The sequence below is a fragment of the Ruegeria sp. AF1 genome, assembly GCF_056542125.1.
In genome coordinates, this window is the sequence record NZ_JBQFZG010000003.1 from 90,251 (window position 1) to 107,859 (window position 17,609).

Below are 17,609 nucleotides of genomic sequence, written 5' to 3' on the forward strand. Positions count from 1 at the left end.
CAACGTCCTGTTAACCAAAACAGGACTGCCATGGTCGCCCGCGCCCACACCGTTGCTTTTCAAGGCGTTGATGCCCGCCCGGTCGAGGTGCAATGCGCGGTCTCACCCGGACTGCCAGCCTTTTCCATCGTGGGCCTGCCCGACAAAGCCGTGTCCGAGGCGCGTGACCGCGTCCGCAGCGCGCTGAACGCGATGGCCATTGCGCTGCCGTCCAAGCGGATCACCATCAATCTGTCCCCCGCCGACCTTCCTAAAGAAGGCAGCCATTTCGACCTGCCCATCGCGGTCGCGCTTTTGTCCGCGCTCGACATCATCCCTGCCGATGCCGCGGAAAGCACCGTTGCATTGGGGGAGTTGTCACTCGACGGTTCTCTGGTGCCCGTTGTTGGTGCTTTGCCCGCCGCGATGACGGCCGCGTCAGAAGACCGCGCATTGCTTTGTCCGCGCGCCTCCAGCGCCGAGGCGGCCTGGGTCGATGCCACTCAGGTGATCGGTGCCGGATCGCTTGGAGAGGTCGTGCGCCATTTCTCAGGCCAATCCCCTTTGCCAGCGGCACAACCCGGCGAAGTGAACCTGAAACCGTCCAACCGCGACCTGCGCGATGTGAAAGGGCAGGAGCGCGCCAAACGCGCCCTGGAAATCGCCGCCGCCGGACGTCACCATCTGATCATGATCGGCACGCCGGGATCGGGCAAATCCATGCTGGCGGCGCGGCTTCCCGGAATTCTACCGCCGCTTACAGCCGTGGAAGCCCTGGAAACGTCGATGATCCAATCGCTATGCGGGTTGCTGGATGAAGGCGGAATAAACCGCACACGCCCGTTCCGCGAACCGCACCACACGGCCTCGATGGCGGCCATAGTTGGTGGTGGGAAAGGGGCCAAACCGGGCGAAATCTCATTGGCCCACAATGGTGTGTTGTTCATGGATGAATTCCCTGAGTTTCCACGAACGGTTCTGGAAACCCTGCGCCAACCCATTGAAACCGGCGAAGTCATGGTGGCGCGCGCGAACGCCCATGTGAAGTACCCTTGTCGTTTCATGCTGGTGGCCGCCGCCAACCCTTGCAAATGCGGCTATCTGACCGACCCGTCCCGTGCCTGTTCGCGGGCACCGGGGTGTGGTGAAGATTACCTGAACCGAATCTCGGGCCCTTTGATGGACAGGTTCGATCTGCGGATCGAAGTCCCGCCCGTGGGTTTTACCGACCTTGATCTGCCCCCTTCGGGCGACAGTTCGTCGACGGTTGCAGCACGTGTCGAAAGGGCGCGTGCCATACAGGCAGACCGGTTTCGTGACACACCGGAGATGCGACAAAACGCTGACGCAGAAGGCAAAATACTGGAAGAGATCGCCACGCCCGATGCCGAAGGAAAAGAACTGCTGTTGAAAGCTGCGGATCGGTTCGGCCTGTCAGCCCGGGCCTTCCATAGAATCCTGAGGGTGGCGCGCACCATCGCCGATCTGGACGGCGCGACCGATATCCGCCGCCCACACGTGGCCGAGGCACTGAGTTTTCGCATCTCTGCCCGGGTTATGGCCTAAAGCCTGGCCTCGATGGCCTGCCAGATCTTTTCCGCAATATTTACGCCATCAAACCGTTCCAGCTCTTGAATGCCAGTCGGTGAAGTCACGTTAATCTCGGTCAGATAGTCGCCAATAACGTCAATTCCGACAAAGACCTGACCCTTTTCCTTCAGCAGAGGCCCAATCGCCGCGCAGATCTCAAGATCGCGTTCGGACAAGCCGATCTTTTCCGGACGTCCGCCAACATGCATGTTCGACCGCGTTTCGCCTTCGGCTGGTACACGGTTAATCGCGCCGACCGCTTCGCCATCCACCAGGATCACCCGTTTGTCGCCATTGCTGACATCCGGCAGGAATTTCTGCACGATCAAAGGTTCGCGCGAGAATCCGGTGAACAGCTCATGCAAGGAAGTCAGGTTGCGGTCATTGGCATCAAGCCGGAACACACCCGCGCCGCCGTTCCCGTAAAGCGGTTTGAGGATGATATCGCCGTGCTTTTCCTTGAACGCCTTGATCGTCTGCAAGTCGCGCGCAATCGTTGTTGGCGGGGTCAGTTCGGGGAAATCCAGCACCAGCAGCTTTTCCGGGTAATTGCGCACCCAGAACGGATCGTTGACGACAAGCGTCTGCCCCTTGAGACGATCCAGCAAATGCGTGGACGTGATGTAATGCATGTCAAAAGGCGGGTCCTGACGCAGCCAGACGACATCGAAATCGGCCAGATCCACCTCACGTTCGGGGCCCAGAACCGCAGGATCTCCGGCAACCCTTTGCACGGTCATGTCGTGACCTCGCGCGGTGATGCGACCTTGCTGATAGGCCAAGTGATCCGGACCGTAGAAAAACAATGAATGCCCGCGCGCCTGTGCCTCTTCCGCCAGACGGAATGAGCTGTCGGCGTTGATATCCACGGCCCCGATCGGGTCCATTTGAAAGGCGATTTTCATGGCATGTCCCTCAGTTTCCCGCCAGATACATGGACCAGCACGCCTGTGGGTTCAATGGGGCTTAGCCAAAACCAAAGGCGTTTTCGATGATGTGAACAGCGCCAGAGCCATCCACAAGTGCCGCGTCAAAGCGTACGTTTGTCAGCTGCCCGGTCGGCTCGTTTTCCAAGAACTGAGCGGCAGAGGCATAGATTCGTTCGATCTGCCTGCGGCTGATCCGGGCAGCGGCCTTTTCAAAGCTGGTGCTTTTCTTAACTTCGATGAACACAAGCCCGTCGCCGTCGCGTGCAATCAGGTCGATCTCTCCGCCAGCGCCCCGCCAGCGGCGATGCGCTATGGCAAAACCCCGACGTTCGTAATCTGCGGCGACCTGTGACTCTGCGGCCTGTCCAGCGTGGTATGAGATCGAACCCTGTCGTTCACGCCGCCCCATGTCATCCCTTGCCCAATTTCAGAGCTTTCTGGTAAATCGGTCGGCGCGGCAGGTCGTACATTTCCGATACAAGATCCGCTGCATCCCGAACCGAGTGATTTTCCAAAGCTCGTTTCAAAGCTTCTTCTAGGTCGGATTCGTTAACACTTTGCGAATGACTGCGGTCCACCAACAGGACGATTTCGCCTTTGACGGTCTTGTCCCGATACTCCGCTGCCAGTTCGGACAGGCTGCCGCGGCGGACCTCTTCAAACTTTTTCGTTAGCTCTCGACAAAGCGCAGCCTGCCGTTCAGGTCCCAGGCATTCAGCCAGGTCCGACAGACAGGCGGCAACGCGTTTCGGAGATTCGTAGAACACCAATGTGCCGGGGATGTCCTTCAACGCCTCGATGCGGGTGCGGCGCGCTTTGGTTGCGTTAGGAAGGAAGCCTGCAAAAAAGAAGGCGTCGGTGGGAAGCCCCGCCAACGTCAGGGCCGTTACAACGGCAGACGCGCCGGGGGCACAGGTCACGGTATACCCGGCTTCTGCGGCCTGCTTGCCCAGATCATAGCCCGGATCGGCAATCAGCGGCATTCCCGCTTCGGACGCGTAGGCCACCGATTGCCCCTGCGCCAGCGCCTCCATAATCTTGCCGCGCGCGCCTGCGCCGCTGTGGTCGTGATAGGCCTGGATACGCCGGCCTTCCAGCGGGATGCCATGTATTTCCATCAAGCGACGTAAACTGCGGGTGTCTTCTGCCGCAATTACATCGGCTGAGGCCAAAACATCCAAGGCTCTGAGCGTAATGTCGCGTGCTGTTCCAATCGGAGTGGCAACAAAATACAGGCCCGCAGCCAACTTGATCTTTTGGAAATTCAAAGCTGGACCCTCACAGCGTGACGTTTATTATCGCGGCTCAACAGAACAGAAGCATTCGCAGCCGTCGGATCAGGGAGTTTTCATTTAGATGTTTACCGTTTGCAAGCCCGTAAGCAAGCTGGCGAAAGTCGCCGCTGCCCTGACGACCGCAGCGTTTCTTGCTGCCTGTGAACCGGGTGGTCTTGGCGGAGGCCCCTCGATCAATACCTCAAAGCCGGTTCCTGTCGCCTTGCTGGTTCCCAGAGGATCTGCGCAATCTGGTGATGCGGCGCTGGCGCAAAGCCTTGAGAATGCCGCGCGGCTTGCGATGTCGGATTTGCCGAATGTCCAGATCGACTTACGCGTTTATGACACAGCCGGAAACCCGAACACGGCGACAGCCGTTGCACAGCAGGCTGTTGCGGACGGGGCAAAAATCATCATTGGTCCGGTATATGCCCAGGCAGCAAATGCTGCCGGGTTGGCGGTGCTGAGCAAGAACGTCAACGTTCTTTCGTTTTCAAACAACGCCAGCATTGCAGGCGGCAACGTCTTTGTATTGGGCCCGACCTTTGCCAATACGGCCAACCGGCTGGTGAATTATGCGGGCAGTCAGGGCAAGGTCAACACGGTGGTCGTGCACAGCAACGACGCCGCAGGACAACTGGGCCAGTCCGCAATCGCCAATGCCATAGCGAACAGCCGGGTCAACAATGCAGGGACCGTCGCATACGACCGGTCGCAACAGGGCGTCATCAATGCGGTTCCCACGATCAAGGCCACTGTTGATTCGACAGGCGCGGATTCGATCTTCCTGACGGCGACCACGGCGGGGGCATTGCCGCTGTTCTCGCAATTGCTGCCAGAGGCCGGTGTTTCTCCGGCAACCACGCAATACATTGGCCTGACACGTTGGGATATCCCTCCTCAAACTCTGGAGCTTCCGGGGGTTCAAGGGGGGTGGTTTGCATTACCTGACCCGTCCAAGGCACAAGCCTACCGTCAGCGTTACAACGCAACTTACGGCGAAGCACCGCACCCAATCAGCGGTCTGGCCTATGACGGTATCGCCGCAATTGGTGCCTTGGTCAGCCAGGGCAAATCAGACGCCCTGACCGCTTCGGCCCTGACACAGAACGCCGGTTTCCAGGGCGTTGGCGGCATCTTCCGCCTGCGCCCGGACGGCACCAACGAACGCGGTCTGGCAGTTGCCACGATCCAGAACAAACAGGTGGTTGTGATTGACCCTGCCCCACAAAGCTTCTCTGGCGCCGGTTTCTGATCTGACTGGCGCGATCAACGTGCCCGAAAGCGCGTTGATCTGCCCTGCCGGGGACATCTTCGACAGCACTGCCGTCAATGATGCACTGGCTCAGGCCTTTGAGGCCTGCCCGGACAACACCAAAATGCGGTCCGAGACGGTGCGCATTCTGCGCGAGGCTCAAAAGTCTGGCCGCGCGGTCATTGCAGAGGCATTTGGCGAACGTCCTTTCGACGCGCGGGCACTCACGCGCTCATACACTTACCTGACGGATCAACTGGTTGGGACGGCGATGCTGGTCTCAAGCACACGCCTGCATCCGCTTGCAACGCCCACCCAAGGTGAAAAGATCGCCGTTCTGGCTGTTGGCGGTTATGGGCGCGGGGAAATGGCGCCGTTTTCCGACGTCGATCTGCTGTTTCTCACCCCCTACAAGATCACCGCATGGGCCGAGAGCGTTATCGAGTCGATGCTTTATATCCTTTGGGATTTGCGGCTGAAGGTCGGGCATTCCTCACGCACAATCAAGGATTGTCTGCGGCTGGGCGCCGAGGATTTCACGATCCGCACAGCGATGTTGGAGCAACGCTATCTGGCCGGTGACAAGGCGCTGGCGGACGGGTTGGACCGAAGGCTGAAAGACGAACTGTTCAAGGGAACTGAACGCGAGTTCATCGAAGCAAAGTTGCACGAACGTGATGAACGCCACCACAAACAAGGCGAGCGTTACATGGTCGAACCCAACGTGAAGGAAGGCAAAGGCGGCCTACGCGATTTGCAATCCCTCTACTGGATCGCGAAATATGTCTATGGCGTTCAGGACGTGGCCGAACTGGTGCCTTTGGGCTTGTTCACACCCGAAGAGTTCAAGACCTTTGTTCAGGCCGAAGAATTCCTTTGGGCTGTGCGTTCGCACCTGCATCTTGTCACCGGCCGTGCGACCGAGCAGCTTACCTTTGACATGCAGGTCGAGGTTGCCGCGCGCATGGGGTACGAGGACCGCGCCGGGCGTCGTGCGGTCGAAGTGTTCATGCAGCGGTATTTCCGCGAAGCCACCCGCGTGGGTGAGTTGACGCGCATCTTCCTGACCAAACTCGAATCGCTGCACATGAAAGGTGCGCCGTTGCTGGAACGCATTTTCCGCAGGCGTCGACGGGTCAAGGCAGGGTACAAGGTGGTTCACGGCCGTCTGGATCTGGTGGAACCTGAAAAATTTCTATCCGACAAAGTGAACCTGCTGCGCCTGTTCGAAGAAGGTTTGCGGACAGGTATGCTGATCCATCCCGATGCCATGCGGCTGGTGAGCGCGAACCTGCATCTGATCGATGACGAGATGCGCGGCGACAAGGAAGCCCAGCGCATTTTCCTGGATCTGATGTTGAAACACGGCAACCCGGAACGTGCATTGCGACGTATGAACGAACTGGGCGTGCTGTCCGCTTTCCTACCCGAGTTCGAGCACATCGTGGCGATGATGCAGTTCAATATGTATCACAGCTATACGGTGGACGAGCATACGATCCAATGCATCGTCAATCTTGCCCAGATCGAACGCGGAGAGCTGGTCGAATCCCTGCCTCTGGCGTCATCGATTCTGAAAGGCGGGGTGAACCGAAAGGTGCTGTACGTCGCGCTTCTTCTGCATGACATTGCGAAAGGTCGCCCCGAAGATCACTCGATCCTTGGGGCACAGATCGCGCGCAAGGTGGCGCCTCGGCTCGGCCTGAACAAATCGGATTCCGAAACCGTTGAATGGCTGGTGCGTTATCACTTGCTGATGTCCGACATGGCGCAAAAACGCGATATCTCCGACCCTCGGACGGTGCGCGATTTTGCCAAAGCCGTTCAGACAACCAAACGGCTGGATTTGCTGACGGTTCTGACGGTTTGTGACATTCGCGGTGTTGGCCCGACCACCTGGAACAACTGGAAGGCCACCTTGCTGCGCGCCCTGCATGCTGAAACAAAGCGTGCACTGGAAACCGGTATGGAAGATCTGAACCGGGCGAACCGGGGGGCCGAGGCCAAAACAGCGCTACGCCGCGCCTTGGACAACTGGTCCAAGGCTGACCTCAAGGTCGAGACCGGGCGCCACTACGCCCCGTATTGGCAGGGCCTGAACCTTGCGACGCATATCGAGTTTGCCGAGATGCTGTACGCGCTGGAACAAAGCGGCGATCCCGGCGCGATGGAAATTCGCCTGCAACCTGATGAAGACCGTGATGCGACGCGGGCCTGTTTCGCCATGGGAGATCACCCCGGTATTTTTGCCCGCATCGCCGGGGCACTGGCTCTGGTCGGCGCGAATGTCGTGGATGCACGTAGCTATACCACCAAAGACGGCTACGTGACGGACGCGTTCTGGATTCAGGACGCCGAAGGGCACCCGTTCGAGGCATCGCGCCTTCCACGCCTGACGCAGATGATTCACAAGACCCTGCGCGGCGAAGTCGTCGCCAAGGAAGCACTGAAGTCGCGTGACAAGATCAAGAAACGCGAACGCGCTTTCAACGTGCCAACTCATATCACGTTCGACAATGAGGGCTCTGAAATCTACACAATCATCGAGGTGGACACACGCGACCGCCCAGGCCTGCTGTTTGATCTGACCCGGACCCTGGCCGCGGCGAACGTGTATATCGCCAATGCCGTGATCGCGACCTATGGCGAACAGGTGGTCGATACGTTCTACGTCAAGGATATGTTTGGCTTGAAGTATTACTCGGAAAGCAAGCAGCGCGGGCTTGAGGCCAAGCTGCGCACGGCAATCACCGAAGGCGCCGAGCGTGCGGCCTCATGAAGCAAATACGGTTGTTCTCTGGCCTGTTCACGGTCGGCTTCTGGACGCTCGCCAGCCGAATTCTGGGGTTTCTACGGGAAATACTGCTGACGGCCTATATCGGACCGGGCCCAGTGATGGATGCCTTTGTTGCTGCCTTTCGCCTGCCCAACATGTTCCGCCGCTTTTTCGCCGAGGGGGCATTTAACGCGGCCTTTGTGCCGATGTTCTCCAAACGACTGGAAGCCGACGAAGACCCTCAGGGTTTTGCGCAGGACGCGTTCAATCTTCTGGCCGTGGCTGTTCTGGCGCTGGTCGGGCTGGCCATGGTTTTCATGCCCGGTCTGGTGTGGCTGACCGCCGAAGGGTTTTACGGCGATGAACGGTTCGATCTGGCGGTGGATTATGGATATGTTGTGTTTCCATACATCCTGTTCATGTCTCTGGCTGCCTTGTTTTCTGGTGTTCTGAATGCAACCGGGCGGTTTGCGGCAGCGGCAGCTGCACCTGTTCTGCTGAACATTTTCGCCTGCACCGCCCTGATCGCCGGTGCCATGTCCGGCGGCGAAGTGATCCGGTGGTTGATCCCGGTCATTCCGGTGGCCGGTGTCGCGCAACTGGCGCTGGTCTGGGTTGCTACCGAACGCGCCGGCATCCACATCCGCCCCAGCATGCCGCGTCTGACGCCCGAAATGCGACGGATGGTACGTATCGCAGTCCCGGCCGCGCTGGCGATGGGGGTCACGCAGGTCAATCTGGTTGTCGGGCAATTGGTTGCGTCGAAAACCGAAAAGGCCGTCAGCTGGTTGTTTGCCGCAGACAGGCTCTACCAGTTGCCTTTGGGTGTGGTAGGCATTGCTGTCGGCATAGTCTTGTTGCCGGACCTGTCCCGCCGCTTGCGCGCGGATGACAAAGAGGGCGCACGCAATGCCTTTTCCCGGGCCGGTGAGTTCACACTGCTGCTGACGCTGCCTTCGACTGTCGCCCTCGTGGTTATGCCAACCCCCCTCGTATCCGTGCTGTTCGAACGCGGCCAGTTCGGCCCCGAGGATACGGCCGCCACGGCCCTTGCGGTTGCCATCTACGGGGTAGGGCTTCCGGCTTTCATGTTGCAAAAATTGCTGCAACCGCTGTTTTTTGCGCGCGAGGATACACGTTCCCCGTTTCACTACGCGGTTGTTGCGATGATCGTGAACGCAGCTCTGGCGTTTGGTCTGTTTCCACTGGTGGGCTGGATCGCACCGGCAATTGCTGCATCGACTGCCGGGTGGGCGATGGTTGTGCTACTGGCCTTGGGCTCACGACGTATGGGTGAAGAGGCACGCTTCGATGACCGGTTCAAAAAGTGCGCGAGCAGGATTGTGGCCGCTTCGCTTGGGATGGGCGCGATCTTATACGCCGCGCTCTACCTGTTCGGGTGGGCGTTGGAAGTTCCCGGCTGGCGTTATCTGGCACTGCTGATCCTGATTATGGTCGCTGCCGTCTCATATTTCCTTCTGGGTCATATCTTCGGCGCCTTCAAACTGTCGGAGTTCAAACACACTCTGCGCCGGTCCTGATCAATCCCGGCGAATGCGTCCGACGATCCGGGACCACGCGCCCGGTGCAACAAGAAAAGACAAGACAAAACCGGTGGCAAACCCACCCAGATCGGCAACCCATTCCCAGTTGCCACCAAAGATCAGGCCGAAAAGAAACTGTATGCCCATAAGGACTGCAATCAATTGAAATGCCCGTGCTTGGTTTGCACCTACAAGTGACAGTTTGCGCCACAACAGCCACGTGAATGCGCCGATCAGGCCATACACCGGCGGGAACCCTCCAATCAGCGGATAGCGTGGGTCCAGTAACACAGCGTAGGCAAGCGCGCCGCCAATGCCTGATACGATAAAAATCAGCAGCATCGAGAAACCGCCGAACACTTCGCCAACCATTTTGCCCATCGCCAGCACGAAAACACAGACGAAAATCGCCTGCGTGAAATTTGCGGACACGAAGGGGTAGGTCACGAAGCGGATGACATGTTCGAATGGCCAGCGCCCGTTCAGTACCATCCAGTCGAAAATATCCGCCGAGAACGCATAATGCTGGATCGCATCCAGCCGCCAGCCCACCGCTGCTGGTCCTCCAACCAGCCCGCGTGATCCCAGCGTGAAGGCAATTTCTATCCCGATGATGAACAGAACCAGCGCCACCACGGCAGGTGGCAGGGGGTTCACAGGCGGTGTGTAATGTTCACTGCTCATTGGGCTGGCCTTTCGCGGCTGTTGACGTCCCTTTGCCTCATGGGTAAGCGACGGGGGCTGATTTTTCCAGACAGGAGTTCCCTTTGATGACTGAGTCCCAATTCACGCCGCGCGTGTTTTCTGGTGCGCAGCCTTCGGGCAATCTACACCTCGGCAACTATCTCGGGGCGCTTCGGAACTGGGTGAGAATGCAGAGCGAGGAGTTTGAGACTATCTATTGCATGGTCGATCTGCACGCGATCACCGTCTGGCAAGACCCAACCGAGTTGCAGCATGCAACGCGGGAGCTTTGTGCCGGTTACATCGCTTCCGGTCTAAACCCGGAAAAATCAATCTTGTTCAACCAAAGTCAGGTGCCGGAACACGCGCAACTGGCCTGGATATTCAACTGTGTCGCGCGCATGGGATGGATGCAGCGCATGACCCAGTGGAAGGACAAGGCTGGCAAAAACCAGCAGAACGCTTCGCTTGGCCTGTTTGCCTACCCTGCTCTGATGGCAGCCGATATTCTGATCTATCACGCAACCCATGTGCCAGTTGGCGAAGACCAGAAACAGCATCTGGAGTTGACCCGCGACATCGCCATAAAATTCAACAACGATTTTGGCGTCGATTTCTTTCCCATCACCGAACCGGTGATCGAAGGGTCAGCGACAAGGGTCATGAGCTTGCGGGATGGGTCCAAGAAGATGTCAAAGTCCGATCCCTCGGACATGAGTCGGATCAACCTGACCGACGATGCAGATGCGATCGCAAAGAAAATCCGCAAGGCCAAGACCGACCCTGACGCTTTGCCGTCGGATGTCGAAGGTCTGGAGGGCCGCCCCGAAGCGCGTAATCTGGTCAATATCTACGCAGCACTCAGCGAACAAAGCATCGAGCAGGTTCTGGCCGAAGTTGGCGGCAAGCAGTTCGGTGATTTCAAACCGATGCTGGCTGATCTGGCGGTCGCCAAGCTGGCCCCAATCTCGACTGAGATGTCGCGCCTAATGGGAGAACAGGCCGAGATTGACCGGATTCTGGCTCACGGGGCCGAACGCGCCCGCCAGATCGCTTCTCCGATCCTGCAAAAGACCTATGAAATCGTCGGTATGGTCGGATCGGCATCACGCTGAATGCACTGGACCTTCGCCTGACGCCCACCTAGGGTCTGCCTGAACCACAGGAGGGCGTCATGGCAACCGGCAAAAACATCCGGACCTACTTTCAGGGCCAATGGCATGACGGGGATACACCCATCATGCGCGCAGCGGATCATGGGGCCTGGCTTGGATCATCCGTATTCGATGGTGCCCGCTATTTCGACGGGCTGGCCCCTGATATGCACGCCCATTGCGCCCGGGTGAACCGGTCCGCCGAAGCCCTGATGCTGACACCCACCATGACAACCGAACAGATGGTCGAATTGGTGCATGAAGGGTTGCAAGCCTACAGCCCTGACACAGCTGTTTATATCCGCCCGATGTATTGGGGCATTGATGGCGACAGCACGGCAATCGTTCCGCAGGAAAACAGCACAGGGTTTGCCATCTGTCTGGAAGAAATCCCGATGGCACCGGAAACGGCTTCAGCCACGCTGTCGACCACGCGGTTCCGTCGCCCGGTACTGGAATCAGCAGTGGTCAACGCCAAGGCCGGGTGCCTTTACCCCAACAATGCGCGCATGTTGCAAGAGGCGCGCTCCAAGGGATTCTCGAACGCACTGGTCGCTGACGCGATGGGCAATGTGGCCGAAACGGCAACAGCCAACATCTTCATGGTCAAGGATGGCGAGGTCTTTACCCCGATCCCCAACGGCACATTTTTGGCAGGGATCACGCGGGCGCGACATATCAAGAATCTGCGCGAGGATGGTGTTACAGTTCATGAAACGGTCTTGGGTTTCGAGGATTTTCACCAGGCGGACGAGGTTTTCATGTCCGGCAATATGAGCAAGATCACACCGGTGACTGCGCTAGAAGACACACAGTTTCAGGTTGGTCCAATTGCCCGCCGTGCCCGCGCACTTTACTGGGACTGGGCTGCAAGCGAACGCTAGTAATCGACATGAACGTGTCCGAGTTGCCAGCACGCAAACGCTCGGGCATGATCTCTTAAAATTGAAGAGGACACCCATGCGTAAGTTCTTAGTTGTTCTGGATGACAGCCGTGAATGCCTGAACGCAATGCGGTTCGCCGCGATGCGTGCCGCGCATACAGGTGGCGGCGTGACGATCTTGTCGGTTATTCCGCCGGACGAGTTCAATCACTGGATCGGTGTTGCCGAAACCATGCGCGAAGAAGCCCGGGAACGTATCCATGCCCATTTCGAAGTCTTCGCCAAATGGATGCGCGACAAACAGAATGTAGAACCTGAACTGGCCATTCGCGAAGGTGATCCGGTGCCGCAGATCATCGAACATGTTCAGTCTGACCCTGAGATCGGCGTTCTCGTTCTTGGGGCGGGAACTGACAAGAAAGGCCCCGGCCCGCTGGTGACCCAGCTCACAAAGAACTCTGGCAGCCTGCCGATCCCGATAACGATTGTTCCCGGTGATCTGAGCAAGGAAAAGCTGGAAGAAATCACCTGAGGATAGAACGTGGCGAAGACGTTGCAGTTCTGGTTCGACTTCGCCTCGACCTATTCCTATCTCAGCGCGATGCGAATCGAACAGGCCGCACGGGGCACAGGTGTCTCGGTCGACTGGCAACCTTTTCTGTTGGGGCCGATTTTCGCGGATCAGGGATGGCGCACATCGCCGTTCAACCTGTATCCGGCCAAAGGGCGCTATATGTGGCGTGACATGGAACGTCTTTGCAGCGCACGCGGGCTGCCGTTAGTTCGGCCTGACCCGTTCCCGCAAAACTCCCTCACCGCAGCGCGCCTGACTCTGGCCCTTGCGCATGGTGAGGAACAGGCTGCCTTCGCAAAGGCTGTCTTCAGCGCTGAATTCGGGGACGGACGGGACATCTCCGACGAAGACGTGCTTGAGGATTGCCTGAAGATGGCAGATCTGCCTGCGGCAGTGATGAATCGCCGAAAAGATGCGAGCATCAAAGCTGCGCTGTTCGAGCAATCCGCGCGCGCAAAAGCACTTGGCCTGTTCGGCGCACCGAGTTTTGTGGCGGGGGCAGAGCTGTTTTGGGGAGATGACCGGCTGGATGAGGCGATTCGTTACTCGCTCACGATTTAGAATCGTTCCAAATATTGACTTCTCCGACCCCTGAGCGCATATCAGAAACACCTCAGACGGAGCTGCCTCATGTTCATCCAGACCGAATCCACCCCAAACCCGGCCACATTGAAATTTCTGCCCGGCCAAACGGTGCTTGAGGCTGGAACCGCGGATTTCCCGACAGCCGAGGCTGGTGATAAGTCCCCACTGGCCAAACGAATCTTTGCGGTAAACGGTGTGACCGGTGTGTTTTTTGGAAACGACTTTGTCACTGTGACCAAATCCGACGAAGTTCAGTGGGATCACATCAAACCTGCAATTCTTGGCGCAGTGATGGAGCATTATCAATCCGGCCAACCCGTCATGGGTGCCGACGCGGCAGCGGCCTCGGGTCATGCCGAACATACCGGAGAAGATGCGGAAATCGTCAATCAGATCAAAGATCTGCTGGACAGCCGCGTGCGCCCGGCCGTGGCACAGGATGGTGGCGACATTACCTTTCATGGCTTTGATCGCGGCGTGGTCTATCTGCACATGCAAGGTGCCTGCGCGGGGTGCCCGTCATCGACCCTGACACTGAAGATGGGTATCGAAAATCTGCTGCGCCACTACATCCCTGAAGTGACCGAGGTTCGACCAGTTGCCGTCTGACCCGACGATCCTGGCATTTGATACATCGGCCGCGCATTGCGCGGCCGCTTTGTTGCGTGGCGGTGTGATCGCAATATCCCGTGTCGAAGACATGGCACGCGGCCAGGCCGAACGGTTGATACCCTTGTTGCAAGAAGTACTGACCGAAGCCGGTTGCGTATGGGCCGATCTGGACGCAATCGGTGTTGGGATTGGGCCCGGCAATTTCACGGGTATACGCATTTCGGTCTCTGCCGCCCGGGGCCTTGCCTTGGGCCTTGGCGTCCCCGCGGTGGGTGTTTCTGGATTCGATGCTCTGATTGAACTGGCAGAAGAGAGCCAACGTCCAGCCATCCCTGCGCCGCGCGAACAGGTGTATGTACAACTTCCCGGAACCGGCCCTTGCCTGTTGCCTTTGGGCGAGGCCGAACAGCATGGGCCTTTGTATGTCTGCCCCGACCCCGCATTGCAGGTACAAGCCGTTGCCAGACTTGCCGCAAGACGATGGCACAGCGTCAGTGCGCCTCCAGCCCCGCTATATGTCAGACCTGCGGACGCGGCCCCGTCCCGAGATGTGCCGCCTGTGTTGCTGGACCAATGACGCCTTACGAGATGGCAGCGACACATGCAGCGGCGTTCACCCAGTCACGCCCATGGACTGCCGATGAATTCGCCATCCTTTTGGAAAACCGGTTCACTGATTACGTTGGGGATGCCCGTTGCTTTGCCCTGTTTCAGGTGATCGCGGGTGAGGCAGAGTTGCTGACGATTGCGACTCACCCCGCGTTTCAAAGACAAGGGCTCGGGTCACAGGCGATGCACGACTGGCACGACCGGGCAGTCACTTTGCAGGCAAACCGCGCTTTTCTGGACGTCGCTGCCGACAATGTTGCAGCAATCGCTTTGTACTGGCGATGCGGGTATCGCCAGTGCGGTCAGCGCAAGGGTTATTATTCCAGAAAAACAGGCCCAAATATCGATGCTCTCGTAATGGAACGCCGACTGCCCTAACGGCAACCAAAGATTTTTTAGACCATTTGGTCAGAAATCAATTGACCATGACGGTTGCAAACGTCCTTAATTCCCGCCATCACAACACTTATGCTCGCTAAAAGTGGGTAAACGGGGCTAATCTTACCTCGTGCCAACAAAAAAATGGGAGACTTAAATGACCCTGATGAAATCCTTGATGGGTGCTGCCGCTGCTGTCGCTCTGACCGCAGGTGCAACTTTCGCCGAACCGGCGCTGATCTTTGACCTGGGCGGCAAGTTCGACAAATCTTTCAACGAAGCTGCCTATAATGGCGCGCAGCGTTGGGCCAATGAGACCGGCGGCGAGTACCGCGAGATCGAGATCCAGTCGGAAGCACAGCGCGAACAGGCTCTGCGGCGTTTCGCAGAATCAGGTGCCAATCCGATCATCACCATGGGCTTTGGTATGGCCGATCCGTTGTCGGCCGTTGCAGGCGATTATCCCGAAACCAAATTCGTGGCTGTTGACGTAAACTGGCTGGACATCCCCAACATTCGCCAGATCGGCTTTGCCGAGCATGAAGGGTCGTACCTGGTTGGCATGATGGCAGCGATGGCATCGAAATCGGGAACCGTTGGCTTTATCGGCGGTATGGACATTCCGCTGATCCGCCACTTTGGTTGCGGATACGCACAAGGCGCCAAAGCCGTGAACCCGGACATCAATGTTGTCGCCAACATGACCGGCACCACCCCTGCGGCATGGAACGACCCGGTAAAAGGTTCGGAACTTACAAAAGCACAGATCAGCCAGGGTGCTGACGTGATCTATGCCGCGGCTGGCGGTACAGGTGTTGGCGTTCTGCAAACGGCAGCCGACGAAGGCATCCTGTCGATCGGCGTGGACAGCAACCAGAACCACCTGCATCCGGGCAAGGTCCTGACGTCGATGCTGAAACGTGTGGACGTCGCGGTGTATGACGCGATGAAAGCAGGTGACGCCGTAGAAACCGGCGTGTTCACCATGGGACTGGCCGAAGAAGGTGTAGGCGTCGCCATGGACGATAACAACAAAGAGCTTGTTTCGGTCCAAATGAACGATGCGGTGGAAGAAGCCCGCAAAGCCATCATCAACGGCGATATCACCGTTGTCAGCTATTACGAGAACGACAGCTGCCCCGCGCTGCAGTTCTGATATCGCGCGGGGCGGAAGGAACCCTTCCGCCCCGCCATCCACTCTGCCATCCGTGCCACCTGCCGGATGGGCTTTTCGGCAGTTGAGGGTAAGACATGACCGTCCCCGCCATTGAGCTCAAAGGGATTTCCAAATCCTTTGGGCCGGTTCAGGCCAACAAAGACATCTCAATCAGCGTCGCCCCCGGTACGATCCATGGGATCATCGGTGAAAACGGTGCGGGCAAATCCACGCTGATGAGCATCCTCTACGGCTTTTACAAAGCCGACAAAGGTGAAATTTGGATCAACGGGACAAAGACCGAAATCCCTGACAGCCAGGCGGCTATCGCCTCGGGCATCGGGATGGTGTTTCAGCACTTCAAGCTGGTGGAGAATTTCACTGTTCTGGAAAACATCGTTCTGGGTGCCGAAGATGGCGGCCTTCTGGCTCCGTCTCTGGCCAAGGCCCGCAAAGAACTGAAAGAACTGGAAGAAGAATACGAACTGTTCGTTGACCCCGACAAACGCATTGATGAGATCGGTGTGGGGATGCAGCAGCGTGTCGAAATTTTGAAGGCATTGTATCGCAAGGCCGAGATTCTGATTCTGGATGAACCGACTGGCGTTCTGACCCCGGCAGAGGCTGACCAGCTGTTCCGTATCCTGGATCGTCTGCGAGCCGAAGGGAAAACGATCATCGTGATCACCCACAAGCTGCGCGAAATCATGGAAAACACCGATACCGTTTCGGTCATGCGCCGTGGGCAGATGACGGCTACGGTGAAAACTTCAGACACCAGCCCTGAAGAACTGGCCGAACTGATGGTAGGCCGTAAGGTTTTGCTGCAAGTCGACAAGGTGCCTGCGACGCCGGGCAAACCCATCCTTGAGATCGAAAAGCTGAGCGTTTTTGATTCCGCTGGTGTTGAACGGGTTAAAGGTATCGACCTGACCGTTCGTGCCGGTGAGATCGTTGGCATTGCCGGTGTGGCGGGCAATGGACAGTCGGAGTTGCTAGAGGTTCTGGGCGGGATGCGTCCGGGACAAGGCTCGATCAAGCTGAATGGCGAACCGCTGGCACTAAGCGGTGCCGGATCAGACGGTCAGGCGCGTCGTGCACAGCGCATCGCGCATGTGCCCGAAGACCGTCAGCGCGAAGGCCTGATTATGGATTTCCACGCGTGGGAGAACGTGGCCTTTGGCTATCACCGGGACCCCGCTTATCAGCGTGGCCTGTTCATGGACAATTCCGCGCTGCGCGCTGATACCGAAGCCAAGATCGAGAAATTCGATGTTCGGCCACCGGATCCTTGGCTTGCCGCCAAGAGCTTTTCGGGCGGGAACCAGCAGAAAATCGTCGTTGCCCGCGAAATCGAGCGAAACCCTGACCTGCTGCTGGTCGGCCAGCCGACACGTGGCGTTGATATTGGTGCGATCGAGTTCATTCACAAGCAGATCGTTGCCCTGCGCGACCAAGGCAAGGCGATCCTGCTGGTTTCGGTTGAGTTGGAAGAGATCTTCTCGCTGTCCGACCGGATCGCAGTGATGTTCGACGGGCATATCATGGGCGAACGCCTGCCCAGCGAAACAGATGAAAAAGAACTTGGCCTGCTGATGGCCGGTGTTGCAGGAGAGGCCGCGTAGG

17 protein-coding genes are annotated in these 17,609 nt (G+C 58.0%); 13 read left to right on the forward strand and 4 right to left on the reverse strand.

What is annotated here, in order from left to right; all coding sequences use genetic code 11:
* The first annotated feature begins 30 nt into the window (after positions 1 to 30).
* Positions 31 to 1,545, forward strand: coding sequence for a YifB family Mg chelatase-like AAA ATPase (locus tag ACR0BK_RS07265; protein ID WP_480554195.1), 1,515 nt, complete (start codon positions 31 to 33; stop codon positions 1,543 to 1,545).
* On the opposite strand, the gene gshB is transcribed toward ACR0BK_RS07265, so the two are convergent.
* From gshB to rsmI, 3 genes are all read right to left on the reverse strand, one after another.
* Positions 1,542 to 2,474: a glutathione synthase gene (gene gshB, locus ACR0BK_RS07270; protein WP_480518495.1), complete on the reverse strand. Its 933-nt coding sequence runs from the start codon at positions 2,472 to 2,474 to the stop codon at positions 1,542 to 1,544. The genes ACR0BK_RS07265 and gshB overlap by 4 nt on opposite strands.
* A 61-nt stretch (positions 2,475 to 2,535) precedes the next feature.
* Positions 2,536 to 2,907: a YraN family protein gene (locus ACR0BK_RS07275; protein WP_480494278.1), complete on the reverse strand. Its 372-nt coding sequence runs from the start codon at positions 2,905 to 2,907 to the stop codon at positions 2,536 to 2,538.
* 1 nt (position 2,908) lies between these two features.
* Positions 2,909 to 3,766: a 16S rRNA (cytidine(1402)-2'-O)-methyltransferase gene (gene rsmI / locus ACR0BK_RS07280; protein WP_480494280.1), complete on the reverse strand. Its 858-nt coding sequence runs from the start codon at positions 3,764 to 3,766 to the stop codon at positions 2,909 to 2,911.
* A gap of 88 nt (positions 3,767 to 3,854) precedes the next feature.
* Here rsmI and ACR0BK_RS07285 point away from each other — a divergent pair, with 88 nt between their 5' ends.
* Genes ACR0BK_RS07285 through murJ form a run of 3 tightly spaced genes read left to right on the forward strand, consistent with a single transcriptional unit; the run spans position 3,855 to position 9,344 of the window.
* A complete protein-coding gene (locus tag ACR0BK_RS07285; protein WP_480554196.1) occupies positions 3,855 to 5,027 on the forward strand; it encodes a penicillin-binding protein activator in 1,173 nt (390 codons plus the stop codon).
* Positions 4,987 to 7,806: a [protein-PII] uridylyltransferase gene (locus ACR0BK_RS07290; RefSeq protein ID WP_480475156.1), complete on the forward strand. Its 2,820-nt coding sequence runs from the start codon at positions 4,987 to 4,989 to the stop codon at positions 7,804 to 7,806. Before ACR0BK_RS07285 ends, ACR0BK_RS07290 begins: the two co-directional genes overlap by 41 nt.
* Positions 7,803 to 9,344, forward strand: a complete 1,542-nt coding sequence (gene murJ / locus ACR0BK_RS07295) for a murein biosynthesis integral membrane protein MurJ (RefSeq protein ID WP_480554197.1) — start codon at positions 7,803 to 7,805, stop codon at positions 9,342 to 9,344. Before ACR0BK_RS07290 ends, murJ begins: the two co-directional genes overlap by 4 nt.
* Here the strand turns inward: murJ and ACR0BK_RS07300 are convergent, their stop codons facing one another.
* Entirely contained in the window at positions 9,345 to 10,031 is a 687-nt protein-coding gene (locus tag ACR0BK_RS07300; RefSeq protein WP_480554198.1) for a rhomboid family intramembrane serine protease, read from the reverse strand.
* Between the two features lie 86 nt (positions 10,032 to 10,117).
* On the opposite strand from ACR0BK_RS07300, the gene trpS reads away from it, so the two are divergent.
* The 9 genes from trpS (at position 10,118) to ACR0BK_RS07345 (ending at position 17,608) form a co-directional block, all read left to right on the forward strand.
* Positions 10,118 to 11,146, forward strand: a complete 1,029-nt coding sequence (trpS, locus tag ACR0BK_RS07305; protein ID WP_480554199.1) for a tryptophan--tRNA ligase — start codon at positions 10,118 to 10,120, stop codon at positions 11,144 to 11,146.
* 59 nt (positions 11,147 to 11,205) lie between these two features.
* The gene (locus tag ACR0BK_RS07310; RefSeq protein ID WP_480554200.1) at positions 11,206 to 12,069 is read left to right on the forward strand and encodes a branched-chain amino acid aminotransferase; all 864 of its coding nucleotides are present in this window, start codon (positions 11,206 to 11,208) and stop codon (positions 12,067 to 12,069) included.
* A 76-nt stretch (positions 12,070 to 12,145) separates the two neighbouring features.
* Positions 12,146 to 12,601, forward strand: coding sequence for a universal stress protein (locus ACR0BK_RS07315; RefSeq protein ID WP_267366250.1), 456 nt, complete (start codon positions 12,146 to 12,148; stop codon positions 12,599 to 12,601).
* 9 nt (positions 12,602 to 12,610) lie between these two features.
* Complete coding sequence (locus ACR0BK_RS07320; protein WP_480554201.1) at positions 12,611 to 13,204, forward strand: DsbA family protein; 594 nt, start codon at positions 12,611 to 12,613, stop codon at positions 13,202 to 13,204.
* 69 nt (positions 13,205 to 13,273) lie between these two features.
* The gene (locus ACR0BK_RS07325; RefSeq protein WP_480475144.1) at positions 13,274 to 13,837 is read left to right on the forward strand and encodes a NifU family protein; all 564 of its coding nucleotides are present in this window, start codon (positions 13,274 to 13,276) and stop codon (positions 13,835 to 13,837) included.
* A complete protein-coding gene (gene tsaB / locus ACR0BK_RS07330) occupies positions 13,827 to 14,417 on the forward strand; it encodes a tRNA (adenosine(37)-N6)-threonylcarbamoyltransferase complex dimerization subunit type 1 TsaB (RefSeq protein ID WP_480518481.1) in 591 nt (196 codons plus the stop codon). The genes ACR0BK_RS07325 and tsaB overlap by 11 nt, the downstream gene beginning before the upstream one ends.
* A complete protein-coding gene (locus tag ACR0BK_RS07335) occupies positions 14,414 to 14,827 on the forward strand; it encodes a GNAT family N-acetyltransferase (RefSeq protein ID WP_480554202.1) in 414 nt (137 codons plus the stop codon). Before tsaB ends, ACR0BK_RS07335 begins: the two co-directional genes overlap by 4 nt.
* Positions 14,828 to 14,984: 157 nt before the next feature.
* Positions 14,985 to 15,983, forward strand: a complete 999-nt coding sequence (locus tag ACR0BK_RS07340; RefSeq protein WP_480475138.1) for a BMP family lipoprotein — start codon at positions 14,985 to 14,987, stop codon at positions 15,981 to 15,983.
* Positions 15,984 to 16,078: 95 nt separating this feature from the next.
* Entirely contained in the window at positions 16,079 to 17,608 is a 1,530-nt protein-coding gene (locus ACR0BK_RS07345; protein WP_480475136.1) for an ABC transporter ATP-binding protein, read from the forward strand.
* Position 17,609 lies beyond the last annotated feature (1 nt).